Source organism: Paenibacillus sp. KACC 21273, assembly GCF_028736095.1.
Lineage (GTDB): Bacteria > Bacillota > Bacilli > Paenibacillales > Paenibacillaceae > Saccharibacillus > Saccharibacillus kyungheensis.
This window is the reverse complement of sequence record NZ_CP117876.1, coordinates 19,288-34,763: the sequence shown is the minus strand read 5'-3', so window position 1 is coordinate 34,763 and position 15,476 is coordinate 19,288. Positions and strand designations below refer to the sequence as shown.

Below are 15,476 nucleotides of genomic sequence, written 5' to 3'. Positions count from 1 at the left end.
TTTGCTCTTCCCCAATCCATCGTGGACCTCCCAAATCATGTTCATTTTTTCATACTTGTATTCGTATTGCTTGAGTTCAGTACAATACTTTTGCCATCTTGCAATTTAACCATCCATACCGGACTCAGCACAATCACTCCATTACCAAGTGTAGGACGATATGCTGGATAAATATTACGAATCATCTGATCGGCAGGAATCTGTGCTTTGATCAAGTTCTGTAATGCTTTGCCGCCCGGTAATGATATCACTTTGGCTCGTGTAATATTCGATTCATTGATTGGCGGATTGTTAGCACCGGTATACAACATCGAACGTTCATAAGAAGATACTGTGCCATGCTCCATTACAAGCTTCATATAGCCGAATTTTAATTTGTCAGTATCTACAATCGGATACGACTGAATATACTGGCGGAAAATAAACTCTTTATCATCATTTGTGTTATTATCCATCATCAGCATATATGATCCCGGCCATCCACCATGTTGATTAACAAAATCGATCGCAGATAATACATTATCCGAAACATTGTTCGTTCCTGTTGTTGGTGCTGTCGGATCGGTATAGGTCATCCATTTCTGCTTGGTATCGACCTGTAGACTGCGCTTGCTATCGGTATAAATTTCGGTTCCATTTTCTTCATTAATATTACGTGTTGCTCCTGGATCAAAAAACAGATTACGCTGCATCTGTTCTGTTGTATACATTTCAAGCTTGAGTGTCAGTGATTGAATATTCAGCGCTGTCTGCGGAATATAATAACCATCTGTTTGATAAAGGTAATTGATCGAATCTGTACTCATTATCATCATCTGCTGAATATCTGTATTCGTCCATGCCATATCTGTGGCTTCATAGACTACATCTCCACTAGCACTAAAAAAGAAAGCGCGTGGTTTGGTACTGTTCGTTGTGTTATAGATCCAGATTCGGTTAACAGTATCGCCTTCAAATAACGAGTCTGGGCTAATATCCAATGTGCGTTCCAACAGACTTACAGGGATTCCGCTACTGAATGTCATTTCTAACCCGGCATCATTACGAATTTCATTCCAATTAACCGTCTGCACGGATAATCGTCTAAACTGGCTAAAATTGCTACCTTTTAGACGGCTATAAATCGCGTTGTAATTTGATGATGCCGGATAAAATACCGTGTGTTTATTATTTTTAAGATGCACAATCATCTGATCTGGAAAAATAGTATTTTCAATCGTAGTCCGTGGACCCATATCTTCAGTCTGCACATAACTAGCTTCCGAATTAGCCACCGAATCTGCTCCAGGCATCCGGTAAATCAGGTAATAACTCTGTACCAGACTGACTACGATTAAGCCTACAAGTAAGATGGATTTGATATTTTCTCTCAATGTACTCCATCTCCTTCTTCATGCAAAGGTAGCGTAACAGTCACTTTGGTCCATTGCCCGAACTCTGATTCAAGGGAAATATGACCTTCATGAGCAAGCACCATTTCCCGGGCAATAGAAAGCCCTAATCCGGTTCCTCCCATATTGCGAGAACGTGCTTTGTCTACCCGATAGAATCGTTCGAATATCCGATCCAAGTCTTGCTTCGGAATCCCGATGCCTGTATCGGTAACCGTTATCGCAACCATACCATCTTCTGTACTATAAGCACCCAGTGTCACTTTACCACCATCCGGTGTGTATTTTAACGAATTAGAGACTAGATTATCGAGTACTTGATCCATATGATCTCGATCTATCCATACACTGCCAACATCAATATCCAGATCGGTAGCCGATTGAATATCTTTTTGCTGCATTTGTACAGAAAAGCGATCAATCGTATCTTCTAACAGTTCTCGCACATCCGTACGCTGCTTGCGTAACATCGCTTCGCTAGAATCTAAGCGTGATAAATGAAGCAAGTCAGTGACTAGCCGAATCATACGTTGCGTTTCATTTTGGATTACACCGATAAATCGTTCTGCCAGCGCACGTTCTTCTAGCGCCCCATCTTCCAATGCTTCCGTGTAACTTTTAATCGTAGTCAGCGGAGTACGCAATTCATGCGATACATTAGCTACGAATTCACGCCGAGCGCCTTCTAACTTTTCTTGCTCTGTTACATCTTGCAACACAGCAATAATACCGGTAATACTTTCTTTACGGCGATGGATCGGGCTAAAGGTAACACGTACAATCGAAGAATTACCTTCATATTCTTCGCCTAATTTGAGCACTGTACGGCGAAGTGTGCCGTTTAACAATTTGGTACGTTCATTTTCAGGCAGGTGCAAAAGGTCTGCTAACTCTTTACCTACAATCTCTTCTTCACTAACATTCATCATCGTTCCAGCGACTCGATTAAGTAAAATAACGCGGCCTTGTTCGTCTGTAGCTACAACGCCATCACTCATATTTTTCAATATCGAAGCGAGTTTATCTTTTTCTTCTTCATTCTGCGCAAGTGCATCTCGCAGACGACTGGTCATATAATTGAATGCTTCACTTAGCTGACCGATCTCATCATCGCTATAGACGGTCATCTGATGATCAAAATTCCCCTCTGCTACTTCTTTGGCTCGGCGGGTCATTTCTTTGATCGGTTGTGTTATCGTATGTGCCAGAATCACTCCAAGCACAGCTGTTAAAGCGAGCGCAATCAGAATACCGGATAAGAAAATACCATTGATACGCTTCATCGTGCTGTACAATTCTTTCATAGAAGCAACAATATAGACAGCACCGACTGTTTTGCCACCGCTAATTACTGGCTTGGCAACAACACGCTTGCGCTCTCCTGTCTCATCAATAATATATTCTTCATTATCGCTTATTCCTTGTAATGCACGACTAACTACGGTTTGTGTATTACGACGACCTTCCAGATCGGCACCTGATTGTAAGGAGGAAATAACGACCCTACCACTGATATCGAGTACCTGAATTTCTTGAATCTCTGTACCGCTCATATTGTATAGATTATCAACCATCAACTTTAGATCATTGATCGCATTAGAACCTGCTTCACCACTACCCGACCATTTATCTGCTGCAAGTACCGATAGCAATTCAGCCCTCTCTTGTAGATCCTGTGTAAAATTGCTAGTTAACGAGTTTTTCATCGCACTCACAAAATAGACGCCAATCAACTGCATCGCAATCAAAATAAGCAGTACATAAATAATAATCAGCCGTGCTTGAATCGTACGGCTGAACCCTGGAAGCAACGGAAATCTGCGCTTCACGTTATAGTCCTCCTGATTTTGGACTACGCATCATATAACCAAGACCACGACGCGTTAAAATGTATTCGGGCTTACTGGGATCGTCTTCGATCTTTTCACGTAATCGACGAATCGTAACATCGACTGTACGGACATCGCCAAAATATTCGAATCCCCAGACAGCTTGAAGCAAATGCTCACGCGTCATGACGCGACCTGCATTTTTCGCCATATAATACACCAATTCATACTCTCGGTGTGTCAGATCAAGCGGTTGATTTTCTTTATAGACCATATACATATCTGTATCAATAAATAGCTCTAACAATCGAAGCCCTTTTTTCTCTTCTTCTTTGGCAGCTGGTGCAGTTGGTACTGCTGTTAATTTCTGCTGACGACGAATCTGTGCTTTGACACGTGCTAACAATTCGCGCGTGCTAAATGGCTTGGTGACATAATCATCTGCGCCGAGTTCCAATCCTAACACTTTATCAATCTCAGCATCTTTAGCAGTTAACATAATAATAGGCATATGCATACGTGTACGTATTTCGCGGCATACATCCATCCCGTCTTTTCCTGGCAACATCAGATCCAATAAGATTAAGTCCGGTTCTTCTGCAAATGCTAATTCAACAGCTGTTACTCCATCAAATGCACAGATGACTTCATAACCTTCTTTTTCCAAATTAAATTTCAATATATCTGCGATCGGTTGTTCATCATCGACAACCAGAATTTTCCCTTGCATCTGTATTATTCACCCCATGCCTGCCTGTTATGGTTTTATTTTAACATATCCCTTTACTCCACGACATCATCAGTACTATGCAATTTCAATAGATATATACAAAAATACAGCTTCTATATCAAAAGTATATAGAAGCTGTATAGAATTCTACTATTCGATTTATGGTAAGTATCCTAGTGGATTCTGAATCGCACCACCACTGTGTACTTCAAAGTGTAAATGAGTTCCTGTGGAATGCCCTGTATTGCCCATTACACCGATATGTTGTCCTTGCTCGACAATAGCGCCTGTACTGGTATCAATCTGGCTTAAATGTCCATATAACGTCTCATAGCCATTGTTATGATTAATAATAATGACATTACCATAACCGGTCATTGTTCCTGCATAGCTGACGACACCATCATCTGCTGCCATAACAGAAGAACTACCGACAAGATCGATCCCTTTATGTGTTTTGCCCCATCGTTGTCCAAAAGGACTGGTTACACTTGCTCCAGATACCGGCCAGATCAAATTACCTGATCCTTCCCCTTGTACTACTTTGGTTCCTTTAATGATTACTTTAGGCGATGATTTCTTCGTCACCTCTTGACCTAACCATTCCTCACGTAACATCTGACCGTTTTGTTTGGTTACCCTATAATCGATCCGTTTGAGTCCTGTACTTCCTTGAGCTACCACTTTGGACTCACCTTCACGCATACTATCGCTTTTCCGAATCTCTACAGAAGGTTCTGTCACAATCTGCTCGGAATAATCTTCAAATGTAGTGACTGTAATCGGCGGTTGCGGAACCGTTAACGTTAATTCATCACCGATCTGCATCGCCATTTCATCAATTTTGGGATTATTCGCAAAAATCTCTTCTTGAGTAATATCATGATCTGATGCTATCGAGCTGATCGTATCACCTTCACGTACCACATAAGTTGTTGGTGATTCTACACCTGTTGTCATGACTTTCGCTAACTGTGTACTGCTTAACAATTTATTAGGATTGGCTTTGATTTCGCCAGTAGATACTTTTTGCTTTAATGTCACCGATTCTAAGCCTGTGACTTGTTTTGGATAAGCTTTAGTAGATGTTTTGGTAGAAGCTTTAGCCGATTCTGCTTTTTTCGTATACTTTTCTTTCACTTGTTCTAGAGCAGCATCAATCACTTTCTGGTCTTTAACAATGCCGATCACTTTGCCATCGACATTCACTTCTACACTTTTAGCATATGCAGTAAGCATACCATCCAGTGTTTTGAGTGTGTTTGCAGAATTGACCTGTGCTTTGTAAGCACGTTCTTCTGTAGTTGTAATACCGTTAGTATTCAGTACCATCGTCGCTTTTGGATACTTCTTCTGATACGCTGCCCGCTTCGTTGTAAATAACTGCTGTAATTCTTCCTTATGCAAAATCGTACCGACAGCCTGTCCTTTGACAGATACCACATAATACGGAATCGTATTTGCTGTTACATAATGATTGCCTGCCCAAATAAGCCCGCCAACTACTACCAGACCTCCAGCAGCAATCATCAGACGACGACGCATTTTATTTTTCCCCTTGCGGATCGAATCGACTGTAATGGTATACCATGCTGATGGCGTCTCTGATTGATCGGTTGATTGCTGTTCGTTCTGCACTTCTAACTGTGGATCACGCGGCTGATCTTGCTTGGGCGTGTTCCCCATCCCCAGTTTGCTTCTAAACCCTTTCATGACCGTCTCCTTTTATCCTTATCCCTATTCATGGTTAGATACGTTATTAGTGAAGTTCAGTTAATTGTTATAGTTATAAGTAGTAATTATTAAAAATTGTCATCTAAAAGTGTCAAAAAATTAACCTTTTCTACTCCCCGTTTACTTTACCATAATCTCGACAAAATTTTCAACTTTACTGTTCATTAACATTTCTCTTCTGATGAATAGAAATCACGGCATACCAAAAAAGGCACCCTTGTGGATGCCTTCTCTAGTTTGTTTCTATTGATCCTGCATTTCTATAAATTACTTCCTACTATAATAGCTAATGATTACAGATAGATCGGTGCTACTTGATTTGTCTGCTCACGATTACGTCCTACAGAGAAGATAGCAATCGGAATACCTGTTAATTCAGAGACACGAGTAACATAATTGCGTGTTGTTTCTGGCAATTCGTCCAATGTCTTCACGCCAGTAATATCTTCGCTCCAACCTGGCATTTCTTCATAGACTGCTTCACATTCAGCAAGCATTTTAAGACTTGCAGGGTAGTGAGTAATAAACTCGCCTTTGTATTTGTAGCCAGTACAGATTTTGACAGTATCTAGACCTGTTAATACATCTAAGGAGTTCAAAGACAATCCAGTAATACCACTTACACGACGTGCATGACGAACTACAACACTATCGAACCAGCCTACACGACGTGGACGACCAGTTACTGTACCGTATTCATGACCTTTTTCGCGGATAGTATCACCTGTTGCATCTAACAATTCAGTAGGGAAAGGACCATCACCCACACGAGTTGTGTATGCTTTCGCTACACCAATAACTTGTTGGATTTTGGAAGGACCTACTCCAGAACCGATACATACTCCACCAGCAGAAGGGTTAGACGAAGTAACAAATGGATATGTACCCTGGTCGATATCCAACATTACACCTTGTGCGCCTTCAAAAAGAACACGTTTGCCAGCATCGATCGCATCATTCAACACAACAGATGTATCTTGTACATACTGACGAAGAATTTCAGCATAACCTAAGTAATCTTTCAAAATTTCTTCTACATCTACAGGCTCGCCGCCATAGACTTGTGTAATCACTTGATTTTTTTCTTTTACTTGATGACGCAATTTAATTTCAAATTCTTCCGGGTCCATCAGATCAGCAATACGAATACCCGAACGAGCTGTTTTGTCCATATAACAAGGGCCAATCCCTTTACGTGTAGTACCGATTTTGTTAGGACCTTTGCGATCTTCTTCCAAAATATCCAATACCATATGGTACGGCATAATTACGTGAGCGCGATCGCTAATCGTTAAGTTTTTGGTAGTGAAGCCATTGTCATGCACATAGTTAATTTCATCGATCAATGCGGATGGATTAATAACCATACCGTTACCGATTACACAAGCTTTATCTTCGTAAAATATTCCAGAAGGAATCATAGTTAATTTGAATTTTTTCTCATTAATTAGGATGGTATGACCTGCATTGTTACCACCTTGGTAACGTGCAACAAGATCAGCACTCTCCGAAAGATAGTCTGTAATTTTACCTTTTCCTTCGTCTCCCCATTGCGTTCCCACAACGACTACAGTTGACATGAAATCATTCCTCCGTAGGTGTTTTTATACACCGTGAATTTGAGCTGTCCGTTGCAAAAAACAACTGATCAACAGCGAATATATTGCAAACAGCCAGACAGCATGAAAACTTCCTTGCGAGGAACGGTCAGACGTGTGCAAATCATAATGATCCGTTTCGCAGCGGAAGGGCATAGCAGTGCTGTAACGCAAAGACTTACTAAAGCAATGTAAGCTTTTCAACACCATTATCAGTGTAACAGGCTGCTTTTTTAAAGTCAAATGAAAAGCGAACAATACATTCAATTAAAAATATTATCGTTCGGAAATGATCACTTAACTTCTCCATACTCCACCTTTACTTAACGTCAAACCACATTTTTGGTAAAAAGAAGCGTGTTCTTCTGTAAACGTACAGGTTACAATTTCAATTTGATGATGCTTCGCTTGCTGTAATAGCGTATGTACCAGATGAGTTCCTAGCTGTTGATAACGATAGTCAGGATGAACAAGAATGTCTTCTAAATACCCATGTTGCAATCCCATACCTGAGATATAGCCAAATGCAATCAATCGCTGTGCTTCATCTCGCGCTCCTGCATAAAACTGACACCGCTCTAATAAAGCAGGATAATCTTGCTCTCGTCGTTCCCATCCTACCGCTTCCCGCAGATCAGGTACTTCGTGAGGTTTTATAGGTAGGTTGATATGGATATGTTGTTTCATGTATTACACCCTTTCAAAAAGAAGTCAGTCTTTAAAAAGCCCATCTACAAAAGAAAAGAACCGCCTGAGCAGTTCTTCTGTTATATATTGATGTTCATTTGTTTACGTAACTCTTCTATCTTAGAACCAATTTGTTTGGCTCCATCTTCAGATAAAGGGGCATGCATAGTAAGGGTGTGAATAGTATTCGTTTCTTGCTCGGATTTACCGTATAGGCGTGAGTATCTACGAGGTATAGCTGATCTTGCCTTTTGCAAAGCAAAATATCCATAAGTTCCACGTCTTATTTTGTTTGTCATTGGCATCACATCCTCTCTCTGTAGTATAACATAATCAAAGATTTCCCTATAGCTGGATCAAGCAAATAACGGGGGTAATGATCTATATTTCCTATAAACTGAGCACAATATACCCGTTCATAATAATCAATTAAGTTTGTTTTGGGTGTAAGTACTACAAACCCATCAAATCCAGCATCAAAACTAATCTTATACGCACAAGCGAACAGCACTTTACCAATATTAATGTAGGAAACTGTACGTTGATGTTGCGGAGATTTTTCTACTAAAGCAAGCTCTACAAATAAATTGCCCTGATCTTTTCGATATGCCAAACAGCCATGAATCATTCCATGGCTGTCGACTAACTTCAAAGCAGTAAATATAGAGTTAGATTGTAAGTAAATATTCCAATCAAATGATGCTTCCCAACCTAATTTAGCAGAGATGTGTGGCAAATCTGATGTAGTTAAAGGAAAAAAATCAGCAAATGTGATAACGCCCGCTGTATCTTCAAGAATCCAAGGCACTTTCTACACTCCTCTATATCTACTACTTACTATTAAAATAATATGTTGTACCGCTATCCTGCGAACATATCCGATTGAACACGTTCGTAGTTTACGAATTTATTAAAGTTTTTCAAAAACACCAATTCTACCGTACCTACCGGACCATTACGCTGTTTGGCAATAATAATCTCGATAATATTTTTCTTTTCTGTATCTGCATTATAATAATCATCCCGATACAAGAAAGACACAATATCCGCATCCTGCTCAATAGAACCGGATTCCCGCAAGTCAGACATCATCGGGCGTTTATCTTGACGTTGCTCTACACCACGACTGAGCTGAGACAGTGCGATAACCGGTACAGACAATTCACGAGCAATTTGCTTGAGCGTACGTGAGATTTCAGAAACTTCTTGCTGACGGTTCTCGCCGGCTTTACCGCGTCCAGAGATAAGCTGAAGATAATCGATCACAATCATACCCAGACCCTTTTCTTTTTTCAAACGACGGCATTTAGCACGAATCTCTGAAACGGTAATTCCCGGTGTATCATCAATATAGATTTCTGCTTCAGACAACGAAGAAATGCCCATCGTCAGCTTCGCCCAATCTTCATCACCTTTAAATTCACCGGTACGCATTACATTCGCATCCAGATTCGCTTCCGCACAGATCATACGTTGAACAAGCTGTGCCGCTGACATCTCCAGACTGAAAATAGCTACCGTTTCTTTGGCACGTACCGCTACATTTTGCGCAATATTCAGTGCAAATGCGGTTTTACCTACCGACGGACGAGCCGCTACAATAATCAGATCGCTTCGCTGAAATCCAGCCGTCATTTTGTCCAAGTCGACGAATCCAGAAGGAATACCTGTCGTATTACCACTATTTTGATGCAAAATTTCAACCCGTTCAAATACTTCCATCAACACATCACGAATCGCGATAAAGCCACTACCTGTACGACGATTAGAAATTTCCAAAATCCGTCGTTCGGCATCGCCAAGCATACTGCCGACATCTTCGCCGCCACCATACCCTTCGCTAACAATCTGTGTTGCTGTTCGAATCAAGCGACGTAACATCGACTTTTCTTCGATAATTTGAGCGTAATAATCGACGTTAGCCGCTGTCGGTACCGCATGAGCAAGCTTCGCCAGATAACTAACGCCACCGATATCTTCTAGCTGTCCACGATCTTGTAATAAAGAAGTTAATGTAATCAGATCTATCGGCTGATTTTCTTCACCGAGATTAACCATTGCTTCATAGATCAGTTGGTGTGATTTATCGTAAAAATCTTCGCTGTCTACCCGTTCCATCACTGTAATTAACGCTTCCGACTGAAGCAAGATCGCTCCGAGTGCCGCCTGTTCCGCTTCTAAATTCTGTGGCGGAACCCGATCGTAAAACATTTCGCCGCCCATTTTTACTCCTCAGTAACTTGGACTTTGAGCGTTGCTTTAACATCATGATGTAATTTTACAGCAACTTGTGTTACACCCAATGTACGGATAGGCTCATCCAATTCAATTTTACGTTTATCGACTTTATGTCCTTTTTTGCTCAACGCTTCAGCGATTTGTTTACTTGTGATTGCTCCGAATAAGCGTCCACCTTCACCGGATTTAGCTTTTAGATCAATCGTCAATGCTTCAAGTTGTTTCGCAAGAACTTCTGCTTCTTCTTTTTCTTCTTGTTTTTGTCTTTCTACAGCGGCTGCTTGATTTTCAAGAATTTTTACATTGCCGCCTGTTGCTGGTTTAGCATGACCGTTTTTGATCAAGAAGTTTTGTGCGTAACCGTCTGCCACCTCTTTTACTTCACCTTTTTTACCGCTACCTTTTACGTCTTTAAGAAAAATAACTTTCATTCAAATAACCCCTCTTCCTTTTCCATTTGATCTAGTACTTCACGAAGTCGTGACTCCGCATATTCAATACTACCTTCAAGCTGAACAGCTGCATTGGTCAAATGACCGCCACCGCCTAATCGTTCCATCACGACCTGTACATTCATTTTACCAAGAGAACGGGCACTAATTCCAATCAAGCCATCCATTCGCTCGCTAATCACAAATGAAGCATGTACATTATTCATATTAAGTAGCGAATCTGCCACCTGTGCAATCAACAGTTGTGGAACCTGATGACCGGGTTCAGTTACAGCCAAAGCAACATGATTATGAATAATTTTGGCGTGCTTAATAATCTCAGCTTTGGCGATATAGTCGCCTAATTCTTCTTTGAGCATTCGTTGTACCAATACGGTATCTGCACCATTGCGACGTAAAAATCCTGCCGCTTCAAATGTACGTGAACCGGTATGTAGCGCAAAATGCTTGGTATCTACAATAATCCCAGCTAGAAGCGAAGTAGCTTCCAGTGTTGTAAATTGTACTTTATCATGAATATATTGCAATAGTTCGGTTACAAGTTCACAAGTAGAAGAAGCATACGGCTCTAGATATACCAGAACAGCATCATTGATAAATTCTTCCCCGCGACGATGATGATCGACAACCACAACACGCTTCGCTCGATCAACCAACTTCGGCTCAATCGTCATCGACGATTTGTGCGTATCAACCACCACTAATAATGTCTGTTCAGACATCGCATTCAGTGCTTCATCCGGTGTAATAAAGCGTACAGATAACCGTTCGTCCAGCTCAATACGCTCCATCATTTTCTCAATTGATGGATTGACTTTATCAAGTACGATATACGCATCTACATCATACATATCAGCAGCTTTTAACATGCCGATAGCTGCACCAACCACATCCATATCCGGTATTTTGTGACCCATAATAAGCACTTGATCACTATCTAGCATCAGATCACGTAGAGCATGAGCAATCACGCGCGCACGCACTCTTGTACGCTTCTCTACCGCATTAGACTTACCACCGTAAAAAGATAGACGTTGATCTGCTTTGACAGCGGCTTGATCTCCACCACGCCCCAGAGCCATATCCAGACTGGATTGTGCCAGTTCACCCAGCTCACTGATGCTACCTGCCCCGAATCCTACTCCGACACTAAGCGTTAACGGCACTTTAAGATCAGCAGTCATTTCTCGAATCTCATCCAAAATCACAAACCGACTTTGTTCCAATTCGCGCAAAGATTTTTGATTAAGTAGCAATAAGTAACGCTCGGAGGATAATCGTCTTACATAAATACCGTAGTTTTTGGCCCAATCGGTAATTCGTGTAGCAACACGCGCAATCAGACTGGTACGCTGTTGATCATCCATTCCTTGCGAAGCTTCATCAAAGTTATCTAAAAATACAATACCAAGTGCCAGACGTTCTTCTTCATGACGATCACGCAAATCTGCAAATGTCGTTACATCTTGCAAATAAATCAATCGTTCATCAGGCAAAATAATAAACTCGATCGTTAAATGTCCATGTGGCAATTCAAAGCGTACTTCTTTTGAAGACTCTTTGCGTGCTTCTTCTTTGGCTTGCTGATACGTATCACCAAACCTTGGAAAACATTCTTCAAGCGAAGTGCCTACCAGTGTTTTGCGTCCAAACATACTACCGATATAACGATTATGCCATTCAATCGTATACTGATTGTCATATAAAATAAGACCAAAAGGAAGCGTACTGACCGCTTCCTCCTCTACCCGTCTAATCCGAAAAGATAATCCCGCGATATACTCATCCAATTCCCTGCGAAATGTAAGCTCTGCACGAAGTAAAGATACACCGAACAAAATTACACAGCAAAGTGCAGCCAGTCCGATCATCCAATTGAACCAAGACAGCAAAATGACCAGAACAAGCATAAGCAATGAAGCCCATACTGTTCGATAACCATGCCAGCGGTTTAATAAAAAATTAGGCATCATTCATCACCTTACCGTTTCGGTCTCGTAATATATTCGCGGAGCGGGAACGCTAGATCAATAATACCAACAATACGAAGTGGTGGAATCAATACCACAACTAAAGCTAACAGAAACGGAAGAAACGAATTCCATTTCCGATGATGACCTAAGAAAAATACAAAGCCAATCGTTTGAATCGTAAAAGCAATATGTATCAGCGGCATGAAATTAAGAACGAACGCTGCCAATACACCTGTTATATTTGTAGCTACAAAATATTCTAAAAATACAGCAAGTAAATAATACCAGATCAATGATCGAGGTAATCTCCAATCACGCGCAGGTCTTAATTTAGGAACAGAGTAGTTCATGCCTTCCAAAATCGGACGACAAATAGCATGTGTAATCACAACCATTGTAAATGAACTGATAATCAAAGCAAATGGAATCATCTGTAATGTATAATTCCACAATCCTCGCACAAATTCAGGCGAGAAGATATCAGCGATATCTGGATTGATATCCGCCATAGCTCGCATCGGAGCAACAGATAGCTCTACAATATCTTTTACATAGATCGCTAGATTAAACTTATAGACCACTGTAGCAAAAATTAATAACAATAACATTTCGACTAGCGTGGTAATTCCGGTCGTAAATATTACTCGAAGTGCAGATGCATTCTTTTTGTACAACCGTCCCATTACAATACCTGGAACCATAAAGAATATGCCCAGTATCGCTACATAAATGCCTAACCTACCTTCTAGCTGAATCGCTACGATCATCGTAATCAACCAGACTGGAACCAGGTGCATAATGAATTGGCGCAAGGATAGTGTCGAGTACAGCACGACTACAGGCACAATCAGAAAAAATATCGTTATAATGGATAATGAAGTTAATAAAGACAGCAACAGAAGCAAATAAGCTATACTCCATGCCACCGATGTCCAGCGCAATTTCAAAACATTCACCTCTTACCTACATGTTATTCAGCAATTAGCTAAAAAAGATTTACTCATAATTATAGCATAAACGCTAATAAACACACATCGATTTATCGATACTGCTTACGTAACTTTCATATTCTTAGCCATTCTTGATTTTTCAGGGTTATACTCCCCACTACGTACAAATTGCTCACAATATTCTATAATCTGACTACGTCTAACAATACCAATAAAACGATTCATATCATCGACAACAGGTACAAAGTTCTGTACTTTTGCTAGATTGATCAAATCCTCCATATTCGCATCGATGGATACAGGCTTATTGTCTTTTTGCAAAGGTACATCCGACATTAGAAATTTAGAAGCGTTCTCAAAAGTCACTTTGCCTTCGGAATTTTTCATAAACCATAATAGATCGCCTTCTGTTACTGTACCTGCGTATCCTCCATCTTTATTCAACATCGGCACTGACGTATAGCGATGGTATTCCATTCTTTCAAGCGTCTGACGTAGTGTCGAATTAAGGGTGACACAAACGACCTCCTGCTTCGGTAGCAGAAAAAACGCAATATTCATGAAAAATCCTTCCTCTCATAATCTCAAGACCACGAACATGATCTTATCCTGAATCATTGTTTTGGTATGAATAGGCTTGTGCTCAATCCTGTACAGTACGTTTCAGCCCATACTTCGTTTCAGGATTCTCTTTTATTCTAAGCGATATTGACGTGACAATAAAGCAAGCTAGTGAATCAGAGAACCCGCAGTGTCGGTAGCTCCATCGGCTGAATCTCTATTATTTATATCGGAATCAGAAGCGTCTGATTTCATCCATTCATCGATCAAATCTCTCGCTTCTTTAATTTCACTTTCACGCGGCACTTCATAATATACACCATCTACATATTCTCCATCACCAGCAATCGTAAATGAAGTCACTTCAGGCTTGCCGGTACGTAAGATTTGACTTGCTAAGCCTGTAATCGTTTGTGGGCGCATATCTGTTTTGAAATTAGTACCCATAATATCTAACAATTGAGGAATTTTTTCAATCTGATTAAGCTGTATCGCTTGGTCTGCTAGAGCTTGTAAAAAAATCTGCTGACGTTTGGTACGTCTAAAATCACTATCTTCACGATAGCGCACATAATAAAGTGCTTCTTGTCCAGAATAAATAGGCTTACCGCCTTTGATAGTAAACTGCTCATGGTTAGGATCTTTATTTACGATATCTTCTTCTATCGGTAATTTTATGCCTCCTAAGGCATCTACAGAATCAATAAGACCTTGAAAATTAATCGTGGCATAATATTGTAGCTTTTCATCCATAAGATTCTCAACCGTATCCATCGTCATCTTGATACCACCAAATGCAAAGGCATGATTGATTTTATCTTTTTTGTCTTTGCCTATAATCTCAGTGTACGTATCGCGTGGAATCGAGATGAGTAGCACTTTAGATTCCAGAGGACGCATAACAGCATAGATAAGGGTATCTGAACGTGCAGTCTCGTTATCACGTTGATCACTGCCAACCAATAACATTGAAAACGGCTCTGTCAGTACAGGAAGTGCTTCGGTAGCTTCTTGCTCGCCGCCAATTTGACGTACAGGTTGATATGTCTGTGCTAATTGATCTTCAATACTGCCCGCTACGAACCAATCGAACATCAATGCAGAGATCGGTTTCCGCAACAGAAAAAGGCTTCCAGCTACGACAACTAATGCAATTGCAGCTCCAATAGCTATTTTACGTTTTCTCGCCATTCATCCATTCCTCTTTTCAGACAGACCGGTATTATCTTCATTAAACGTTTGATAACGACTATGACACAGGTTGATGGTTTTGCTAATTATACTTCAAAAAGCATATTTACAACATAAAAAGCGCACAGGATCACATCTTCGA

Annotated in this window: 14 protein-coding genes; all 14 read right to left on the bottom strand. The window is 40.6% G+C overall.

The window, feature by feature from the left end:
• Nucleotides 1-41: 41 nt before the first annotated feature.
• Nucleotides 42-1,373 (bottom strand): YycH family regulatory protein, encoded by a 1,332-nt coding sequence (locus tag PQ460_RS00185; protein ID WP_273614276.1) that lies wholly within the window; start codon nucleotides 1,371-1,373, stop codon nucleotides 42-44.
• Nucleotides 1,370-3,220, bottom strand: a complete 1,851-nt coding sequence (gene walK, locus PQ460_RS00180) for a cell wall metabolism sensor histidine kinase WalK (protein ID WP_273614277.1) — start codon at nucleotides 3,218-3,220, stop codon at nucleotides 1,370-1,372. Before walK ends, PQ460_RS00185 begins: the two co-directional genes overlap by 4 nt.
• A gap of 1 nt (nucleotide 3,221) precedes the next feature.
• A complete protein-coding gene (gene yycF / locus PQ460_RS00175) occupies nucleotides 3,222-3,950 on the bottom strand; it encodes a response regulator YycF (protein WP_273614278.1) in 729 nt (242 codons plus the stop codon).
• Nucleotides 3,951-4,109: 159 nt separating this feature from the next.
• Nucleotides 4,110-5,663: a M23 family metallopeptidase gene (locus tag PQ460_RS00170; protein WP_274171337.1), complete on the bottom strand. Its 1,554-nt coding sequence runs from the start codon at nucleotides 5,661-5,663 to the stop codon at nucleotides 4,110-4,112.
• Between the two features lie 314 nt (nucleotides 5,664-5,977).
• A complete protein-coding gene (locus PQ460_RS00165) occupies nucleotides 5,978-7,264 on the bottom strand; it encodes an adenylosuccinate synthase (protein WP_274171336.1) in 1,287 nt (428 codons plus the stop codon).
• Between the two features lie 315 nt (nucleotides 7,265-7,579).
• Complete coding sequence (locus PQ460_RS00160) at nucleotides 7,580-7,969, bottom strand: GNAT family N-acetyltransferase (protein WP_274171335.1); 390 nt, start codon at nucleotides 7,967-7,969, stop codon at nucleotides 7,580-7,582.
• An 80-nt stretch (nucleotides 7,970-8,049) separates the two neighbouring features.
• On the bottom strand, nucleotides 8,050-8,268 hold the full coding sequence (locus PQ460_RS00155) for a hypothetical protein (RefSeq protein WP_273614282.1): 219 nt from the start codon (nucleotides 8,266-8,268) through the stop codon (nucleotides 8,050-8,052).
• A 5-nt stretch (nucleotides 8,269-8,273) separates the two neighbouring features.
• The gene (locus PQ460_RS00150) at nucleotides 8,274-8,777 is read right to left on the bottom strand and encodes a hypothetical protein (RefSeq protein ID WP_274171334.1); all 504 of its coding nucleotides are present in this window, start codon (nucleotides 8,775-8,777) and stop codon (nucleotides 8,274-8,276) included.
• A gap of 53 nt (nucleotides 8,778-8,830) precedes the next feature.
• Nucleotides 8,831-10,192 carry a replicative DNA helicase gene (dnaB, locus tag PQ460_RS00145; protein ID WP_204825760.1) on the bottom strand — a complete coding sequence of 454 codons (1,362 nt, stop codon included), beginning with the start codon at nucleotides 10,190-10,192 and terminating at the stop codon, nucleotides 8,831-8,833.
• 2 nt (nucleotides 10,193-10,194) lie between these two features.
• A complete protein-coding gene (gene rplI, locus PQ460_RS00140; RefSeq protein ID WP_273614284.1) occupies nucleotides 10,195-10,638 on the bottom strand; it encodes a 50S ribosomal protein L9 in 444 nt (147 codons plus the stop codon).
• Nucleotides 10,635-12,629, bottom strand: coding sequence for a DHH family phosphoesterase (locus PQ460_RS00135; protein WP_273614285.1), 1,995 nt, complete (start codon nucleotides 12,627-12,629; stop codon nucleotides 10,635-10,637). Before PQ460_RS00135 ends, rplI begins: the two co-directional genes overlap by 4 nt.
• 11 nt (nucleotides 12,630-12,640) lie before the next feature.
• Nucleotides 12,641-13,588: a DUF2232 domain-containing protein gene (locus PQ460_RS00130; RefSeq protein WP_274171333.1), complete on the bottom strand. Its 948-nt coding sequence runs from the start codon at nucleotides 13,586-13,588 to the stop codon at nucleotides 12,641-12,643.
• 96 nt (nucleotides 13,589-13,684) lie between these two features.
• Nucleotides 13,685-14,143 (bottom strand): CBS domain-containing protein, encoded by a 459-nt coding sequence (locus tag PQ460_RS00125; protein WP_204825756.1) that lies wholly within the window; start codon nucleotides 14,141-14,143, stop codon nucleotides 13,685-13,687.
• A gap of 168 nt (nucleotides 14,144-14,311) precedes the next feature.
• The gene (locus PQ460_RS00120) at nucleotides 14,312-15,334 is read right to left on the bottom strand and encodes an LCP family protein (protein WP_273614287.1); all 1,023 of its coding nucleotides are present in this window, start codon (nucleotides 15,332-15,334) and stop codon (nucleotides 14,312-14,314) included.
• Nucleotides 15,335-15,476: the final 142 nt, after the last annotated feature.